Origin of the sequence: Rhodococcoides corynebacterioides NBRC 14404 (genome assembly GCF_001894765.1) — a bacterium.
Classification (GTDB): Bacteria; Actinomycetota; Actinomycetes; order Mycobacteriales; family Mycobacteriaceae; genus Rhodococcoides; species Rhodococcoides corynebacterioides.
Window position 1 is genome coordinate 535,369 of sequence record NZ_BCWV01000003.1, and the last position, 17,427, is coordinate 552,795.

At 71.9% G+C, this 17,427-nt stretch carries 15 protein-coding genes; 10 read left to right on the forward strand and 5 right to left on the reverse strand.

Annotation, left to right across the window (positions count from 1 at the left end; genetic code table 11):
• Positions 1 to 39: 39 nt before the first annotated feature.
• From RC2_RS07825 to htpG, 9 genes are read left to right on the forward strand one after another with little or no spacing between them, the layout of a single operon-like run.
• Positions 40 to 324, forward strand: a complete 285-nt coding sequence (locus tag RC2_RS07825) for a cation:proton antiporter (protein WP_068144922.1) — start codon at positions 40 to 42, stop codon at positions 322 to 324.
• Positions 321 to 1,238, forward strand: coding sequence for a hydrogen gas-evolving membrane-bound hydrogenase subunit E (gene mbhE, locus RC2_RS07830; protein ID WP_068144919.1), 918 nt, complete (start codon positions 321 to 323; stop codon positions 1,236 to 1,238). The genes RC2_RS07825 and mbhE overlap by 4 nt, the downstream gene beginning before the upstream one ends.
• Positions 1,235 to 1,531 (forward strand): NADH-quinone oxidoreductase subunit K, encoded by a 297-nt coding sequence (locus RC2_RS07835; protein WP_068144916.1) that lies wholly within the window; start codon positions 1,235 to 1,237, stop codon positions 1,529 to 1,531. The genes mbhE and RC2_RS07835 overlap by 4 nt, the downstream gene beginning before the upstream one ends.
• A complete protein-coding gene (locus tag RC2_RS07840) occupies positions 1,528 to 2,994 on the forward strand; it encodes a complex I subunit 5 family protein (protein ID WP_068144913.1) in 1,467 nt (488 codons plus the stop codon). The genes RC2_RS07835 and RC2_RS07840 overlap by 4 nt, the downstream gene beginning before the upstream one ends.
• A complete protein-coding gene (locus RC2_RS07845) occupies positions 2,994 to 4,478 on the forward strand; it encodes a complex I subunit 5 family protein (RefSeq protein WP_068144942.1) in 1,485 nt (494 codons plus the stop codon). Before RC2_RS07840 ends, RC2_RS07845 begins: the two co-directional genes overlap by 1 nt.
• Positions 4,475 to 6,238 carry a proton-conducting transporter transmembrane domain-containing protein gene (locus RC2_RS07850; RefSeq protein WP_211266785.1) on the forward strand — a complete coding sequence of 588 codons (1,764 nt, stop codon included), beginning with the start codon at positions 4,475 to 4,477 and terminating at the stop codon, positions 6,236 to 6,238. The genes RC2_RS07845 and RC2_RS07850 overlap by 4 nt, the downstream gene beginning before the upstream one ends.
• Positions 6,235 to 6,792, forward strand: coding sequence for a Na+/H+ antiporter subunit E (locus RC2_RS07855; protein ID WP_068144910.1), 558 nt, complete (start codon positions 6,235 to 6,237; stop codon positions 6,790 to 6,792). Before RC2_RS07850 ends, RC2_RS07855 begins: the two co-directional genes overlap by 4 nt.
• Positions 6,789 to 8,660, forward strand: a complete 1,872-nt coding sequence (locus RC2_RS07860; RefSeq protein WP_068144907.1) for a glycoside hydrolase family 15 protein — start codon at positions 6,789 to 6,791, stop codon at positions 8,658 to 8,660. The genes RC2_RS07855 and RC2_RS07860 overlap by 4 nt, the downstream gene beginning before the upstream one ends.
• A gap of 51 nt (positions 8,661 to 8,711) precedes the next feature.
• Positions 8,712 to 10,622 (forward strand): molecular chaperone HtpG, encoded by a 1,911-nt coding sequence (gene htpG, locus RC2_RS07865; protein WP_068144905.1) that lies wholly within the window; start codon positions 8,712 to 8,714, stop codon positions 10,620 to 10,622.
• 19 nt (positions 10,623 to 10,641) lie between these two features.
• Here htpG and RC2_RS07870 read toward each other — a convergent pair whose 3' ends face one another.
• The 3 genes from RC2_RS07870 to RC2_RS07880 all read right to left on the reverse strand — a co-directional run bounded on the left by RC2_RS07870 (position 10,642) and on the right by RC2_RS07880 (position 13,397).
• Complete coding sequence (locus tag RC2_RS07870) at positions 10,642 to 11,922, reverse strand: hypothetical protein (RefSeq protein WP_068144902.1); 1,281 nt, start codon at positions 11,920 to 11,922, stop codon at positions 10,642 to 10,644.
• Entirely contained in the window at positions 11,919 to 12,575 is a 657-nt protein-coding gene (locus RC2_RS07875; protein ID WP_068144900.1) for an ABC transporter ATP-binding protein, read from the reverse strand. The genes RC2_RS07870 and RC2_RS07875 overlap by 4 nt, the downstream gene beginning before the upstream one ends.
• A gap of 432 nt (positions 12,576 to 13,007) precedes the next feature.
• Entirely contained in the window at positions 13,008 to 13,397 is a 390-nt protein-coding gene (locus RC2_RS07880) for a hypothetical protein (RefSeq protein WP_068144895.1), read from the reverse strand.
• Between the two features lie 153 nt (positions 13,398 to 13,550).
• On the opposite strand from RC2_RS07880, the gene RC2_RS07885 reads away from it, so the two are divergent.
• Positions 13,551 to 14,846, forward strand: a complete 1,296-nt coding sequence (locus RC2_RS07885; RefSeq protein WP_072681251.1) for a flavin monoamine oxidase family protein — start codon at positions 13,551 to 13,553, stop codon at positions 14,844 to 14,846.
• A gap of 12 nt (positions 14,847 to 14,858) precedes the next feature.
• Here RC2_RS07885 and RC2_RS07890 read toward each other — a convergent pair whose 3' ends face one another.
• Both RC2_RS07890 and RC2_RS07895 read right to left on the reverse strand, forming a co-directional pair.
• Positions 14,859 to 16,187, reverse strand: a complete 1,329-nt coding sequence (locus RC2_RS07890; protein ID WP_068144891.1) for a glutamate-1-semialdehyde 2,1-aminomutase — start codon at positions 16,185 to 16,187, stop codon at positions 14,859 to 14,861.
• Complete coding sequence (locus tag RC2_RS07895) at positions 16,184 to 17,425, reverse strand: lipopolysaccharide biosynthesis protein (RefSeq protein ID WP_245811015.1); 1,242 nt, start codon at positions 17,423 to 17,425, stop codon at positions 16,184 to 16,186. Before RC2_RS07895 ends, RC2_RS07890 begins: the two co-directional genes overlap by 4 nt.
• Positions 17,426 to 17,427: the final 2 nt, after the last annotated feature.

Sequence of the window (17,427 nt, forward strand, 5' to 3'; positions counted from 1 at the left end):
GGGGACGCCCGTGAGCATCGGCACAGAGCGGGGACGCCCGTGAGCGCGCTCCTCGACGTCGTCGCGGCGGCGCTCGTCACCGTCGGGGTCGCGTTCTTCACCGTGGGCACGATCGGCCTGATTCGTCTCCCCGACAGGCGAAGTCGACTCCACGCGTTGACCAAGGCGGACAATCTCGGCCTGGGTCTGGTCGTTCTCGGACTCGCGGTGATCAGCGGATCGATCGCGTCGGCGTTGCTCATGGTCGCGGTGTGGATCCTCGCCCTCGGCGCGTCCGCGACGACGGCCGCGCTGCTCGCGTCGGACCGGGCGGAGGACCGATGACCGCCGCCGTCGTGCTCGACGCACTCCTCGCCGCGGGCGTGCTGGTCACCGCGGTCGTCGCGCTCTGGCACCGTGAGCGGGCCGCGTCCGTCACCGTGTTCCTGGGGTTCGGCGTTCTGCTCACCGCGATCTGGGCGCGCCTGGGTGCGCCCGACGTCGCCCTGGCGGAGGCCGCGCTCGCGGCCGGTGTCACGGGCGCGCTGATGACGACGGTCGTCGCGGGGCGCACCCGATCGACGGCCCCGGCATCGCGGTCCTCCCGCGCCGTCGACGTCGCCGAGGGCGCGGTGGCGGTGGGTGTCGGTGTCGCCCTCACGGCCGTCACCGTCGGTGCGATGCGTTCGGCTGCACCGGTACTCACGGGCGACGTCGCCACCGAGGCCCTCCCGGACAGCGTCGTCGCGCACCCGGTCACCGCGGTTCTGCTGGACTTACGCACCTACGACACCATGCTCGAGATCGTCGTTCTCGCCGTCGCCGCCCTGGCCGCCGTATCCACCCTGCGCGATGCGGCACCCGCACTGAGCGTGCCCGTCGACCGACGCCCGGTCCTCACCGCGGCGGTGGCCGCACTCACTCCGGTGCTCGGCGTCCTCGCGGCCTGGCTGCTGGTCGCCGGCAGCGACCGACCGGGCGGCGCGTTCCAGTCCGGCGCCGTCGTCACCGGCATCGTGTTGCTGACCGTGCTCACGGGCACCCTCCGCCTACCGTCGGCACGGACCACGCGGCTGCTGCTGGCCGTCGGGTCCACGGTGTTCCTCGTGGTGGCGCTGGCGACCGCCCTCACCACGGGCTGGCTCACGCTGGAGAACCCCTGGGGAGGAACGGCGGTGGTCGCTCTCGAGGCGGTGCTCGCCGTGTCCATCGGCGTCTGCCTGGCCGTCCTCGCACTGGCCGGAAGCACGCGAGCGTGACCCGCCCGGAGTGGTTCGTCGCGCTCGGCCTCCTGGTGTTCGCGCTGGGCTCGGTACGCCTGCTGTTCGTGCGGGACATCGTCACTCGACTCGTGGCCCTCAACATCGCGGGCGCGGGAGTCTTCCTGGTGCTGATCGCCCTCGCCGCGCGCACCGATCCGCCGGATCCCGTGCTGCACGCTCTGGTCCTCACCGGCATCGTCATCGCCGTCTCCGTCACCGGGCTCGGCCTGGTGCTGATCCGACGGAGCGACGACGGAGCCGACGAGTCGCGAGACGGAGACGCCCCGTGACATCCCTGCTCCCCGCGTTCGTCGTGGTCCCCGCCCTCGTCGCGACGCTCGTCGCCATGATCCCTCGGATCGGCGCCGTCGCGGCCGGGGCGACCGCCCTCGCCGGCGTGGTCGCGGCGGTGGCGCTGACTCTGCGCGTCTCCGCCGACGGCCCCGTCGACGTCGCCCTCGGTGGCTGGGCCGAACCCGTCGGGATCGCTCTGCGCGCCGACGGCCTCTCGGCGGCGTTCGTCCTGTTCACCGCCGTCGTCGTTCTCGTGGTGACGGTCTTCGCCTCCGGGTCGTCCGCCGCCCGGGGCACGCCGTTCTTCTGGGCGCTGTCCCTGGCGCTGTGGTCGGGACTCAACGCGGTCTACGTCGCGGCGGACCTGTTCAACACCTACGTCGCTCTGGAACTGGTCACCGTCGCCGCCGTCGGGTGCGTGGCCCTCGGCGGCAGATCCGCTGCGGCCCCGGCCCTCCGGTACCTGCTGGTGGCCGTCGCCGGGTCGCTCTGGTTCCTGCTGGCCGTCGGCCTCCTGTACGCGCGCACCGGCACCCTGTCCCTCCGCCTGGCACTCGACGTGCTGCGTGATCCGACCGACGACGGCGCCCTCGTCGCCACCGTCCTGATCCTCGCCACCGTCGGACTGGCCCTGAAGTCCGCGCTGGTGCCGCTGCACGCATGGCTGCCACCCGCGCACGCGGGTGCGCCGGCGGCGGTGAGTCCGCTGATGTCCGCCGTCGTGATCAAGGCCTCGATCTTCGTGCTGTACCGGCTGTGGACGTCGTTGCCCGCCGATGCGGCCACCACCTCTCTGGCCGTTCTCGTCGGTGCGGTGGGCAGCGTGGCCGTGCTGTGGGGATCGCTCGCCGCGTTGCGCCAGGCCCGTCTCAAACGCGTCGTCGCGTACTCCACCGTGGCGCAGGTGGGGTACTTCGTTCTGCTTCTGCCCCTGGTGGTTCCGGCTCTCCGACCCGAGGCCGACGACGCGGCGCGCGCGGTCGCCGAGCTCGCCGTCCAGGGCACCGTCGCGATGGTGGCGGCGCACGCGCTGGCCAAATCCGCGATGTTCATGGCGGCGGGGTGCCTGCTGCACGCTCGCGGGACCGACGAAATCGCCGCGCTGCGGGGCGCCGTCGTCACGAATCCCGGCGCGGTGCTCGCGTTCGGTGTCGCGGGCGTCGCGCTCGCGGGACTGCCTCCTGCACTGGCGTTCTCGGGCAAGTGGCAGCTGCTGACGGCCGTGCTGGAATCCGGTCAGTGGTGGTGGCTGATCGCGTTGCTCGGCGGCGGACTCCTCACCGCGGCCTACACCGTGCGGGTGCTCGCGGTGCTCGTCGCCGAACGCGAGACGGGCACCGAGAACACCCCCGTTCCCGTCCGGATGACCGCCGCGACCCTCGTCACCGCCGTCGCCGCGGGGATCGCCGGCATCGCGTCCGCCGGGTGGCTCGCGACGACGACGGTGGGGGTCTTCTGATGTCCGCCTCGCTGATTCCGTTCGCCGTCCTGGCGACGTCGTTGATTCCCGCGGTCGTCATCTTCTTCCTGCCCGACGACGCCACCCGGACCCGCACCACGCTCAACCTGGGCGGGGCGGCGGCGAAGGTGGCGTTGGTGGCCGCGCTGATTCCGGCGGCGGTGGACGGCGAACGCTTCGAGTGGCGCAGCGCATTCGTGCCGGGCGTCGACCTCGTGCTCCGTGTGGAGCCGTTCGCGCTCTACTTCCTGGCGTTGTCGTCGGTGCTGTGGTTGGTGACGACGATCTACGCGGTCGGGTACTTCCGTGACACACCGGGGCGCAGCCGGTTCTTCGGCTTCTTCAGCCTCTGCGTGGTGGCCACCACGGGAATCGCGTTGGCGGGCAACCCCGTCACGTTCGTGATCTTCTACGAGCTGCTGACCCTCGTGACCTACCCACTGGTGGTGCACGAGCGGTCCGCCGCCGCGATCGCGGGCGCCCGCACGTACCTGGTCCACACCCTGATCGGCGGGGTTCCCCTGCTGATCGGCGTGGTGTGGCTGACCGAGCGCGTGGGCTCGATCGACTTCGCCGATCGGGGCAGCGACGCCATGACGCAGTTCGCCGCGCGGGAGCCCGTCACGGCCACGGCGATCTTCGTGCTGATCCTGGCCGGTCTGGCCGTCAAGGCCGCTCTGATTCCGGTGCACGGGTGGCTGCCGCGCGCGATGGTGGCGCCGGCACCGGTCAGCGCCCTGCTCCATGCCGTCGCGGTGGTGAAGGCCGGCGTGTTCGGCATCGTGCTGCTCGTCGACTACACCTACGGCGTCGAGGTGGCCGAGCGGCTGGGTGTCCTCACTCCGCTGGCGGTACTCGCGTCGGCGACCATCGTCTACGGCTCGGTCATGGCGCTGCGGCAGGACGGCATCAAGGCCCGGCTCGCCTATTCGACGGTGAGTCAGGTCGCCTACGTGACGCTGGGCGTCGCGGTCGTCTCGGCGACGGCGACCACCGGCGGCATCGCGCACATCGTCAACCAGGGCCTGATGAAGATCACCATGTTCTTCTGCGCGGGCCTGTTCGCGGTGGTCCTCGGCATCACCCGCATCTCGGACCTGGACGGCGTCGGCCGACGCATGCCGGTGACCAGTGCCGCGTTCACCGTCGCCGCGGTGGGCATGATCGGGATCCCGCCGATGGCCGGGTTCCTGTCCAAGTGGTACCTCGCCGTCGGATCGGTCGAGGCCGGGCAACCGTGGGTGTTGGGCGTCCTGGTCGCGTCCAGCCTGCTCAACGCCGCCTACTTCTTCCCGATCGTCCACCGCCTGTGGTGGAAGACCGGCGACCACGGACGCGTCGCGGGCATCGAGGCGCCGCCGTCCCTGCTGGTGCCCGCTGCCGTCACCGCGGTGGCCACCGTCGTGGTGGGGCTGGTCGCGGGGTGGATCTATTCACCGCTGAACCTCGCGCGCATCATCACGGAAGGGATCTACGGCCTGTGACTCCCGTGTCGACCCTCGCGGCCGTTCTCTGGATCGCCGCCGTCTCCGTCCCCGCCCTGGTGGTGCTCGCCCTGGCCGCCGCGCCCGTTCGCGTGCGCCGACGACTGGTCACCGTCGCTCCCGCCGCCGTCGTTCCCGCCGGACTGCTCGCGGTGCTCGGCCCGTCCGCGGGGTCGGTGGACGTGCCGTGGTTGCTGCTCGGCACCTCGCTGACCGTGACACCGCTCGGTCGGCCACTGCTGCTGCTGGCGGTGGTGCTGTACGCCGGCGCTCTGGCGGCGGTCGCCGCCGGCGGCGCCGATCGACGGCATCTGCTCAGCGGCTTCCTGCTGGTCGCGTTCGTCGGCAACGCCGGCGTCTTCGTCGCCGCCGACACCGTGACCTTCTACCTGTCGTTCGCCCTGATGAGCGTGGCCGCGTTCGGATGTGTCGTCCACACCCGCACCGAAGCCGCGCGGCGAGCGGGCCGGATCTACCTGGCCCTGACCATGATCTCGGAACTGACCGTCCTGTGCGGGCTCGTGCTCGTGGTGGACGCCGGTGGCCGCGCGGTGGCCGACGCACCGGCCGCCGTCGCCGCGTCGGACCACCGGTCGGCGATTCTCGCCCTGCTGCTGATCGGCTTCGGGATCAAGGCGGGCACCGTCCCCCTCCACGTCTGGCTCCCGCTCGCGCACCCGGCCGCGCCGCCGCCGGCGAGCGCCGTGCTCAGTGGCGCGATGGTGAAGGCCGGACTGTTCGGCTGGCTGACGTTCCTCCCGCTCGGCGAGGTCGCGCTTCCCGGATGGGGCACCACGCTGGTGGCGCTCGCGCTCGTCGGCGCGTTCGCCGCGCTGCCACTCGGGGTGCTGCACGCCGATCCCAAGGTCCCCCTGGCCTACAGCACCATCTCGCAGATGGGGTTCCTCGCGGTGCTGGTGGGCATCGCCCTCACCCAGCCCGAGTTGGCCGATGTCTGCGCCCTGGCCGCCGTCGTCTACGCGGTGCACCACGGCGTCGCCAAAGGCGGTCTGTTCCTCGGGGTCTCGGTCTGGCAGCGGCACGGCGCGGGCCGCGCCCGGCCGCTCGTCCTGGCGGTCCTCGCTGTGCTGGCCCTGGCCGTCGCGGGCGCTCCGCTCGGGTCGGGATCGGTGGCCAAGTACGCCGCCAAGCAGGCCGTCGCCCCCGCCTCGCTCGGCGGCGTGGAGCTGGTCGACCTGCTGCCGTGGGTCGGCACCGTGTCCACCCTCCTGCTCGCGCGCGCGGGCTGGGTCCTGCTGCGCGGGCGGACCGGACCTGCCCGACGGGTCGACCTCTCGCTGGTCTCCTGGTGCCTGCTCACGGTGACCGGCACGGTGGCCACCTGGATTCTCGCCGACCGGTGGTCCGAGGTGGTCACCGTGCCCGGCCTGGACCTCGTGACCCTGTGGGACGCGACGTGGCCGATCCTGATCGGCCTGGTGATCGCCGCCGTCGTCGGCACTCTCGCGGTGCGAGAGGTGTTGCCGCCCAGACTCGCTCACCCGGACGGCACGCTGATCCCGGCCGGAGACCTCGCCGTTCCCGAGGAGCGCGTCGCCACCCGCGCCGCCCGGGCTCTGGTCACCGTGGGAGCGGGTCGCTCCGCCGCCGTCGGTGCCCGCCTCGTCGACGCGGTCGGTCCTCTCCGACGCAGCACGGTGATCGACGACGCCGAGCAGGAACTCTCGCGGTGGGCCATTTCCGGCGCGGCCGTCGTGGTCGTCGCCGCGCTCGCCGTCGTGGTGGTGGTGATCGCATGACGACGGTTCGGGCGACCCTCCTGCGCGGCGGCGCCCTCGCGCTGCTCTGGTGGCTGCTGACCCAGGGTGACGGGCTCTGGTACTACGGCATTCCCGTGGTCGTGGCGGCCACTGCGGTCTCTCTCCTCGTCAGCCGCCCGACGCGACGGGACCGACACCCGTGGCCCGCCCGGCTGCGCGCCGGCGTCGGGGTCGTGCGCTGGTTCCTGGTCCACTCCGTCACGGGCGGGCTCGACGTGGGCCGCCGGGTGGTCGGGCGACGACTCGACATCGATCCCGTCGACGACCACGTTCCCGTCCGCGTCGCGTCCGCGGTCGGTCGCGTGCTGCTCGCCGACCTCGGTTCTCTCACACCGGGTTCGCTGTCGGTCGATCTCACCCCGACCGGTCTCGACGTCCACGTGCTCCACCGCGAGATGCCCGTTCGCGAGCAACTCGCCGAACTCGACGCGCTGCTCGTCACGCTGTTCGACCCACCTGCGCTGTCCGACCCACCTGCGCTCTCCGACCCACCTGCGCGGTCCGACCCACCCACCGGAAAGGCGACCCCGTGACCAGGTTCGGCTCCCCGCCCACCGCCCCGTTCGCCCCCGAACAGGGCCAGCTGCCCATCGAGGACCACGGCCTGATCGGCGACGGGCAGAGCTGCGCCCTGGTGGCCCGCGACGGGGCCGTCCCGTGGATGTGCCTGCCGCGCTTCGACGGTCCGCCGCTGTTCGCACGCCTCCTCGACGCCGAGCGCGGCGGCTCGTTCGACGTGGCCCCGGTGGGGCTGGTCGAGGGCGGGCAGCGGTACCTCGAGGACACCGGCGTCCTGGTCACCACGCTGGTCGGGCCGGAGGGCACGGTGGAGGTCACCGACGCGATGACGCTGCGGTCGGGGGCCGACCTGACCGAACTGGCCTCGGCGTCGCGCGGGGAACTGCTGCGCGTCGCCCGCGTGACGTCGGGCGTCGTCGATCTGCGAATTCGCCTGCAGCCCATCGACACCACGCGGTATCGACCCGACGCCGGCGGGTGGGCCGTGGACACCGACTCGCATCCCGACCTCCCCCTGCGCGTGCTGTGCTCCGCGGATCTGGAGCCCGACGACGACGGCGGACTCGGCACCACGGTGCGTCGACACGCGGGCGAGGTCGTCGTGGTGTCCCTGCACTGGTCCGGCGACACCCGGCTGCCCGTCGGCCTGGATCCGTCCGGTGTCGTCGACCAGACCGCCGCAGCGTGGCGACGGTGGATGCGCCACGTCACCTACGAGGGGCCGCAGCGGGCGCTGGTGCGCCGGTCCGCGCTGACGCTCAAGTTGCTGGACCATTCGACCACCGGCGGCATCATGGCCGCCGCGACGTCGTCGTTGCCGGAACACGTGGGCGGGGTGCGGAACTGGGACTACCGGTACACCTGGGTGCGCGACGCTGCGTTCTCCACCTACGCGCTGCGCCGCATCGGACTCACCAGCGAGGCCGATGCATTCCTGTCGTGGACCCTCGCGTGTGCGGACCGGGACGGTGGACCGTCCATCATGTACGCCCTCGACGGCGGTCAGCCGCCCGAGGAGACCTCCGACGATCGACTGCGAGGGTGGCGCGGCAGCGCGCCGGTGCGATGGGGCAACGGTGCGGCCGGACAGACGCAGCACGACGTCTACGGCGAACTGCTCGACGTCGCCTTCCAGTGGGCCCGCGCGGGCGGGCCCATCGACGATCACCTGTGGGGCATTCTCACCTCGCTCACGGAGCAGGCGATCGAGAACTGGACGGTCCCGGACCACGGCATCTGGGAGATACGCGACTCCGGGCGCCCCTTCACGTACTCGGTCGCCCTGTGTCACGTCGCGGTGGACCGGGCGATCCGCATCGCCGAGATCGCCGGCCGCGACGCCGATCTCGACCGGTGGCGCCGGGCGGCGGCGGAGATTCGCGAGGCTCTGCTCGAGCGGGCGTTCGATCCCGACGCGGAGACGTTCACCGAGCACCTCTCGGCGGACGGCGACGGACGCGGCGGGCTCGACGGGTCGCTGCTGGCCCTGCCGCTGCGTCGCATCGTCGACTTCGACGATCCCCGCATGGTCGCGACCGTAGACGCGGTCCGTCGCCGCCTGGACGCCGGCGACGGCCTGCTCTACCGCTACCTGCACGAGGAATCGTCCGACGGCCTGCCCGGCAAGGAGGGCGCGTTCCTCCTGTGCTCGTTCTGGCTCGTGGACAACCTCACCGGTCAGGGCCGCCTCGACGAGGCGGAGGAGCTGTACGACTCGCTGTGCGCGCGGGCCAACCACCTCGGCCTCCTGAGCGAAGAGATCGACCCCACCGACGGGTCCTTCCTGGGCAACTTCCCGCAGGCCTTCAGCCACATCGGCATCATCGCCAGCGGACATCGGTTGGCCGAGGCACGCCGGAAGGCATCCGGGCGCACGCACTAGAATGTGCCGGTCAGACCCTCGTCCACCCGGCATTCGATCAGGAGAAGATCCGTGACCGCGCACGTCGAAGAACTGCAGTTCCAGGCCGAGACCCGGCAGCTGTTGGACCTGATGATCCACTCGGTCTACTCCAACAAGGATTCGTTCCTCCGTGAGCTGGTGTCCAACTCGTCCGACGCGTTGGACAAGCTGCGCATCGAGGCGTTCCGCGACAAGGACCTCGGGGCCGACACCTCGGATCTGCACATCGACCTCGAGATCGACAAGGACGCCCGCACGCTGACCGTGCGGGACAACGGCATCGGTATGAGCCGGGACGAGGTGGTCGACCTCATCGGCACGCTCGCCAAGTCCGGCACCGCCGAGGTCCGCGCCAAGCTGAAGGAAGCCAAGGACGCCGCGGCGTCCGAGGAGTTGATCGGCCAGTTCGGCATCGGCTTCTACTCGACGTTCATGGTCGCCGACACCGTCACGCTCGTCACGCGCAAGGCCGGCGAGACGACGGCCACCAAGTGGGAGTCTTCGGGCGCCGGCACGTACACCATCGAGGAGGTCGAGGACGCCCCGCAGGGCACGTCGGTGACGCTCGCCCTCAAGCCGGCGGACGAGGAGGACCACCTCCACGACTACACGTCCGAGTGGAAGATCCGCGAGCTGGTCAAGCGGTACTCCGACTTCATCGCCTGGCCGATTCGCATGCAGGTCGAGAAGACCACCGGCGAGGGTGACGAGAAGACCACCACCCTCGAGGACGAGACGATCAACTCCATGAAGGCGCTGTGGACGCGCTCGAAGGACGACGTCTCCGCCGAGGAGTACACCGAGTTCTACCGCCACGTCAGCCACGCCTGGGACGAGCCGCTCGAGGTCGTCCCGATGAAGGCGGAGGGCACGTTCGAGTACCAGGCCCTGCTGTTCATCCCGACGCGGGCGCCGTTCGACCTGTTCATGCGCGAGTCGAAGATCGGCATCCAGCTCTACGTCAAGCGCGTCTTCATCATGGACGACTGCGAGGAACTGGTCCCCGAGTACCTGCGCTTCGTCAAGGGTGTGGTCGACGCGGCCGACCTGTCGCTCAACGTCTCCCGCGAGATCCTGCAGCAGGACCGGCAGATTCGCGCGATCCGTCGTCGTCTCACCAAGAAGGTCCTGTCGACGATCTCCGATCTGCAGTCGAACGAGCCCGAGAAGTACGCGACGCTGTGGTCGGAGTTCGGCCGCGCGCTCAAGGAGGGCCTGCTCTCCGATCCGGACAACGTGCAGACCATCCTCGGCCTGTCGTCCTTCGCCTCGACCCACAGCGACGAGAAGCCGACGACGTTGGCGGACTACGTCTCTCGTATGAAGGACGGCCAGGACACCATCTACTACATGACGGGCGAGAGCCGTCAGCAGGTGGAGAACTCCCCGCACATGGAGGCGTTCGCCGCCAAGGGTCTCGAGGTGCTGATCCTTACCGACCCGGTCGACGAGATGTGGACCGGATCGGTACCGGAGTTCGACGGCAAGGCCTTCCGCTCCATCGCGAAGGGCGCCGTCGATCTCGGTGACGACGAGAAGTCCGACGAGCAGGACGCGAAGAAGGAGCAGTTCGCGGACCTCACCTCCTGGATGGCCGAGGCCCTGTCCGACGACGTCAAGGAGGTCCGTCTCTCGACGCGCCTGACCACGTCGCCGGCCTGCATCGTCGGTGACGACTTCTCCCTCAGCCCCACCCTGGAGAAGATGTACCGCGCCTCGGGTCAGGCCGTGCCGAAGACCAAGCGCATCCTCGAGATCAACCCGGACCACGCGCTCATCGCCGCGCTGGAGAAGGCGCACGCGGAGAAGAAGGACACCGAGCAGCTCACCGAGACCGCTCGGTTGCTGTACGGCACGGCCCTGCTCGCCGAGGGCGGGGAGCTCGAGGACCCGGCATCGTTTGCCAAGCTCCTCGCGGATCGGTTGACGCGCACGCTCTGACGACGGCCGGGGGTGCGGCTCACGCGACCGCCGCGTGCCATGCCGCGCCCCCGTCGTGCAGGCGACGAGCAAGGATCACCGTCGCCGCGGCCACCGACACGGAGGCAGTCGCGGCGATCGCCCACCCCGTCGCCGCGGGCGTCGACGACGCCAGTCCGAGCAGTACGGACGACGCCACCGCGGCGACGAGCAGGTCCACGAGGATCGGGCGCGCCGCCGGGCCCCGCGTGGTCGTCGCGCGCCATCCGGCACGCAGGGCACAGCCGAGGAAGACCGCGATCACGACGACACCGCTCGCCGGCCCGTCGGCTCGCCCGATCGCCACCGCCGCGACGACCGCGCACGGCGCCGCGAGGACCGACGCCACCGCGGCGCGCGCCGACAGGTACCGCCGCAGACCGTCGGGCACGGTCACGATCGCGCCGACGGTCTCGGGGCACGTCCAGACACAGTGGGCGAGGCCCGTCGTCGCTAGCACCGCCGGAACGGCCAGGACCGACACCAGTTCGGTTCCGGTCAGCGCGGCCGCCCCGACGCCCACCGTGGCCACGGCGGGCGGAAACACCTCGCCCCATCGCCGCGACCGGACCAGCTCGACCACGACGGCTCGTATCACGGGGAACCTGCCCCACTGCACCTCGTCGGGCACGTCGGTCTCCCCGTCGTCCACACCGCTCAGGACGGCGTCGGTACCGCGGATCGCGACGGCCGTCACGATCATCGCGGCCACCACCGAGACCGGAACGGCTGTGATCGGGTCCCTCGCACCCGCGGCGGTGACGACTCCCGCGCCGACCGCCAGGACGAGGCGCGGCGCGTGGCCGGGCAGCATCGCCGCGACCGCCGTCACGGCCCGGATCGACACCGCCGCGCCCGCGACGATCGCGGGGACCGCCGACCCGAGCGAGACCGAGGCCCCGGCGCCCGCACCGAGCACCACCGCCGGGCCGCCGCGCACGGACGCCCACAGCCGCGCCGTCACCGCACCGGCGACGAACACCCGGCCGGAGATCGGTACGCCGCGAAGATGCTGCGGCAGCACGGCATTCGGTGCCGGCGGGAGCATCGACCCGGCGAGGGCGGACCACCACGGCCACGCCGCAACGGTCAGCAGCGTGAGACGGACGGCGTCCGGCGACGGGACCCTGACCGTGAGTAGCACCGCTGTCGTCAGCGCCGCGGCCACGAACCCGGCCGCGAACCCCGCCACGATGCGCGCGATCGGGCGCCCCGCCGCGGTGTGATGCGCGGCGAGCATCGCCGCGACCGCCGTACCCGTCGCGCCCGTCGCGCCCGTCATGTCGCGGTCGATTCGGGGCTCGACCGCAGGTCGCCCAGCCGCACGAACGCTGTCGCGACGTCGGTGGTGCGCTCGGCGCGGTGCGTGCAGAGCACCACCGCGCCGCCGCGCCGTCGAACGCCCTCGACCTGCCGGGTGACGACGTCCATGGACTCCTCGTCGAGGGCCTCGAACGGTTCGTCGAGGATCACGAGGGCCGGCCGGTGCAGCACTGCAGCCGCCACGCCGACCTTCTTCCGCTCCCCCGTCGACAGAGCGGCGATCGGCGTCGCGGCACACGCGCCGAGGCCGAATGCTTCCGGTGCCGTCTCCCGCACCCCACGCAGTCGAGCCAGCAACCGCAGGAATTCGACGGTCGTGAACGCGCCGGGTGCCGCGAGACCGGCCGCGGCGTAGCCGATTCCGTTGCGATGACCGCCCGCCGCCGCGGTGACGGCAGGCCCGTACGCGACGGCTCCCGGCTCCGACCGCCGCAGTCCCGCCAGGGTGCGCAGCAAGGTCGACTTCCCCGTCCCGTTCGGGCCCGTCACAGCGACGACGTCACCGGGCCGGGCGGTCACGTCGAGACCGTGAACGAGCGTGCGCGTACCCACCCGCAGCGTCAGGTCCCGGACGGCGAGCACGGTGGTCTCCCCCGGTCTCGGCAGGGTCACCGGGTCGGCCCGTGCGTCGTCGAGGAGCGGACGGCCGCCACCCGATCCGAGTAAGCCCGCCGCTCCCGCTCCGTGCGGACCGGGGTCCACGGATCGCGGCTGCGTATCGTCACCCGCACCCCGTCGCCCGACGCGGTCACCCGCACCTCGACCGGAAAGCGGGACGCTACGAGACGGACGCCCAGCAGCCGATACAGCACGACGCTGCCGAGACGGAGCTGGATCCGACCGTCCCGGACGGCGGGACGGTGACCGCCGGCCAGGGCGGCCAGTCGGTCCGCCGCGACGTCGAGACCGACCCGAACCGTCCACGTGACCGGCTCGCAGTCCGTCGGCGCGGCGCTCAGAAGTCGCCCGCCCGGTGACGCTGGTTCAGACGAACGCCCAGCACGCCCACCACGAACGGAATCACCACGGTCAGTACCGTTTCCATCAGAACAACCCTCCCAACACGCCGCCTACTGCTCCGGCCATCAGACCACCCGTCGCACCGGTGAGGGCACCCGGGCCGCAGCCCACTCCACCCGCCGCGGCCCCGGTGACGCACCCGCCCACCGCGCCCGCAGCGGCGCCCTTCGATCCACCGCTGGTGATCTGGGAATACAGGCCCGATCCGACACACCCTCCGTCGTCGTCGCTCAGGATGCACCCGGCCGCTCTGTACTCGGGGACGGTGTACTCGACCGGTGCTGCCTGCGTGATCGCGAGCGGGGTCACCGTCTCGGCGGACGCGGTGCCCGCGGCGACCGTACTCCCCGCGCCGAGCGCGATCGCTGCGACGGTGAGACCACCGCCGAGGGTCGATCGTCGTCGTGCCTGCATGGATCCTCCTGTCGTCGTCTGCTTGTCGCCGGCGCGGTCGTGCGCCCGGCAGCAACGACGCTACGAACGAAAAATGCTGCACCACAATGACATGCGCGCATGTTCGGAGTTTCCCGACACGGACGCATCGCCTGGCTGCGGTAGGGTCCGCCCATGGGGACGCATGTCGTGGTGGTGGGGGCCGGGCTGTCGGGACTGACGGCGGCACGGGAGCTGAGCAGGCGCGGGACCGCCGTGACCGTGCTGGAGGCGGCGGACCGTCTCGGCGGCAAGGTCCTCGACCGCACCGTCGGCGGGGCGCACGTCGATCTCGGCGCGCACTGGGTGGGCGGGTCGCAGGACGCGGTGCTCTCCCTCGCCGCGGAGCTCGGCATCGCGACGGCCGCGGAACCACTGCCGAATCGCCGGTCCCGGCAGATCTTCGCCACTGCGGACCGGGTGCGGCGGCACGCCCTCGAGCTGCCGCTCCTGCCGCCGCGCGACCTCGCCGCGGTGGGAATCGGCGTGGCCCGACTCGCGCTCGCGGTGCGACGCGATCGGCCCAGCCCCCTCGAGACCGCCCTGCCCCTGACCGAGCGGTGGTTCCGCACTCCGGTCGCGCAGGGCGTCGCTCTGACGTTCTTCCGGCTCATCTTCGGGGCGGATCCGGACCAGGTCCCGGCTCGCGCGGCGCTGGACTACCTCGCCGCGGCGGACGGGCTGCGGTCCATCGCGTCGGTGCGGAACGGTGCACAGGAGCGCTTCGTCGTCGACGGGACCGGCGCCCTCGTCGACGCGGTCGCCGCAGGTGTCACCGGCGACATCGTCACGAGCGCGCCCGTCCGTCGGATCGAGCACGACGACGACGGTGTCACCGTCCACGCCGACGGCCGCACGGTCCGCGGGTCGCACGTCGTGCTCGCGGTTCCTCTTCCCGAGGTTCCGGCCGTCGAGTTCGATCCGCCTCTGCCGGAAGCGGTTCGACTGCGCCTCACCCACAGCCGGATGGGCGAGTACGCCAAGACCGTGGCCGTCTACGACCGGCCGTGGTGGCGCGACGCCGGACTCACCGGCACCGCCCTGCTGACCTCCGGTCCGCTGCAGATGGTGGTGGACGGCCGTCCGGATCGATCCGACGTCGGGGTCCTGGTCGCGTTCAGCGGCGGGCGCGCCGCGGCGGACCTCTTCGCCCGACCCGACCGCCGGGACATCGTGCTCCGCGAGCTCGTCCGCCTCTACGGCGACGCCGCCGCGCGGCCCCGCGCGATGGCGGACATCACCTGGTCGGCCGAGCCGTGGCTGCGCGGCGCTCCCACCGCCCTGCCCCCGTCGGGCGGGCGGTTCCGGGCCGGCGACCTCGCCACCGAGCGCATTCGTTGGGCCGGAACCGATCTGGCAGATCGATGGCCGGGGTACCTCGACGGCGCGGTGCGAGCCGGTCGCGCAGCGGTGGCGGGTATCCCGCGCTGACGCGCACCGGCGTCATGGAGACGGGGGCGCGAGCAGGCGACGCGGCGCTGCGGTCCGGCGAATCGCCGGCGCCACCGGGCGGCCGCGCAGCAGTCCGTCGACGGACCCGGCGTCGAGTGCACGGCGGTACACCTCGGCGGCGCCGAGGACGGCGTCCACGGTGTGGTCGACGTCCTCCTCGGTGTGGGCCGCGGACACCACGAACGACTGTCCGAGCACACCCCGCAGGATCAACTCCTGCAGGAACAACGTCCGGAACGCCTGGGACGGAACGCCGGTCGCGTCCAGTGTGGTGAAGATGGCGCAGCTCGGTCTGCCCAGCACCCGGACGTGATCACCGATGCCTGCGTCCACGCAGACCTGCGTCACGGCGTCGGTCAGGCGGGTGCCGGCTCGCTCCATCGCGCCCACCGGATCCTCCGTCTCGTAGGTGCGGACGACGGCACGGAACGCGGCCAGCCCCAACGTCTCCGGACCGTGTGTGGTGGACAGCAGGAAGACCCGATCGACGTCGGTGTTCATCCCGCCGAGCTCCATGAGGTCCCGCCGACCCGCGAGCGCCGAGATCGGCACCCCGTTGCCCATCGCCTTGCCCCAGCAGGACAGGTCCGGGGTCACCCCGTACACGGACTGCGCGCCGCCGGCGGCCCAGCGGAATCCGGTGATCATCTCGTCGAACACGAGCACCGCACCGTGCCGATCACAGAGCGCCCGAACGGAGTCGAGGTAACCGGGCTCCGGCTCCGCCAGCGCGCCGGCCGCTTCCATCACCACGCAGGCAATGTCGTGCTCGGTGAGCAGCCGTTCGAGCGCGTCCGCGTCGTTGTACGGGAACGGGTGCACCGGGCTCGCGGGAATGCCGGCGTTCATCTCCGTGGTACCGATGAACCAGTCGTCCACGGAGAAGAACGGCTGTCGGCACACCGCGACGTCGGTGCGGCCGGTCGCCGCGCGGGCCAGTCGTACCGCCGCGGTGGTGGTGTCCGAGCCGTTCTTCGCGAACTTCACCATCTCGGCCGTCGGCACGGTGCGCAGGAAGTCCTCCGCCGCCGCCACTTCCAGCGCCGTGGGGCGCGAGAAATTGGTCCCCGCCGCGACGGCCTCGGTCACGGCGGCCACCACGGCCGGGTGCCCGTGGCCCAGGGTCACCGAGCGCAGACCCATGCCGTACTCGACGTAGCACCGATCGTCGACGTCCCACACCCGAGCGCCCGCGCCGCGGGTCAGCACCGGGGCGAGTCCTTCCGGGTACTGGTCGCTGCCGCGGGCGTAGGTGTGGGCGCCGCCGGGCACGAGCCGGTGCAATCGGTCCTGCAGAGCGGTCGATTCGGGCAGGATCATCGGGACACCGTCCGGGTGGTCGGAGTGGACACGCCCTCGGAACGGACGGTGCCGGCGGGCGCGCGGAGAGCGGTGAGCACGAACCAGGTCGCGACGGCCCACTCGGACACCACCACACCGAGAACCATCGTCAGCACGGAACCGGTGACGGCGGTGATCGCGAGGGCGACGCCCGCCGTGGCGACGCCCACGATCGCCCCCGTCAGCACCGTCGACGTCCGACGGCGGGCCGGGAGCACGGCCGTCGTGACGTACGACGTCAGCGTCGTGGCCGGCAGGATCCAGGCCATGATGCGCAGCAGGTCCACGGCCTGCTCGAATCCCGGGCCGTAGACGAGGCGAACGGCGAGCGGCGCCGCCACGGTGATCGCTGCCGCCGCGACGACGGCCACCGCCGTGCAGGCCACCGCGCCCCGGTGGACTCGGCGGTCGAAGTCGGCCTCGGCACTGCGCCGCACCATGCGGGGCAGGAGGGCGAAGCCGATGGGGTCGAGCACCGATTGTCCGGCGCGCACCAACCGATCCGCGGCCGAGAACACGCCCAAGGACGCCGCGTTCAGCACCGCCGAATAGGCGGCGGCGCCGCCCTGGCCGTACCCGGTGAGCAACAACCGGGACGCGAGAACCGGTGCGGCCGTGCGCAGGACCGGCCCGACCGCGAGGGTCGGCTGCAGGCGGCCGGTACGCCGCTCGGCGTCGATCCAGGTCGCCGCGACGGTGATCAGGGACGACGCGCCGAGACAGGCGAGCGCGACCTCGGGAGTCGGGAATCGAGGCAGAGCGAGAAGCAGGATCACGAGGTAGACCACCCGACCGGCGGCCTGGTACGCCGTCGACGCACCGAAGCGTCCGTGACCGATCAGCACCCAGTCCTCCGACAGCGACCAGACGCCGCCCGCCACCGCACCCACCAGCAGCATGCGTGGGGCCCCGTGCAAGCCGGCGGCCCACCCGACGGCGAGCGCGACCACCAGCGCCCCGAAGATCGCGACCCGGATCACGGCGTACGCCCCGCGCACGCGCACGAGGTCGGCATCGTGCACGCGAGCCGAAAAGTATTGCGTGGCCCCCAGATCGACCAGGACCGACCCCAGGAAATACGCCGACATACCCACGGCGACCAGCCCGACGCCCTCGGCGCCGAGCAGTCGTGCCGTCAGCGGCAGGGTGATCAGGGTGACGAGGAACTGCCCGTAGGTGCCGAAGCCGACGAGCAGGACGTCGCGAAGCAGACGCACCG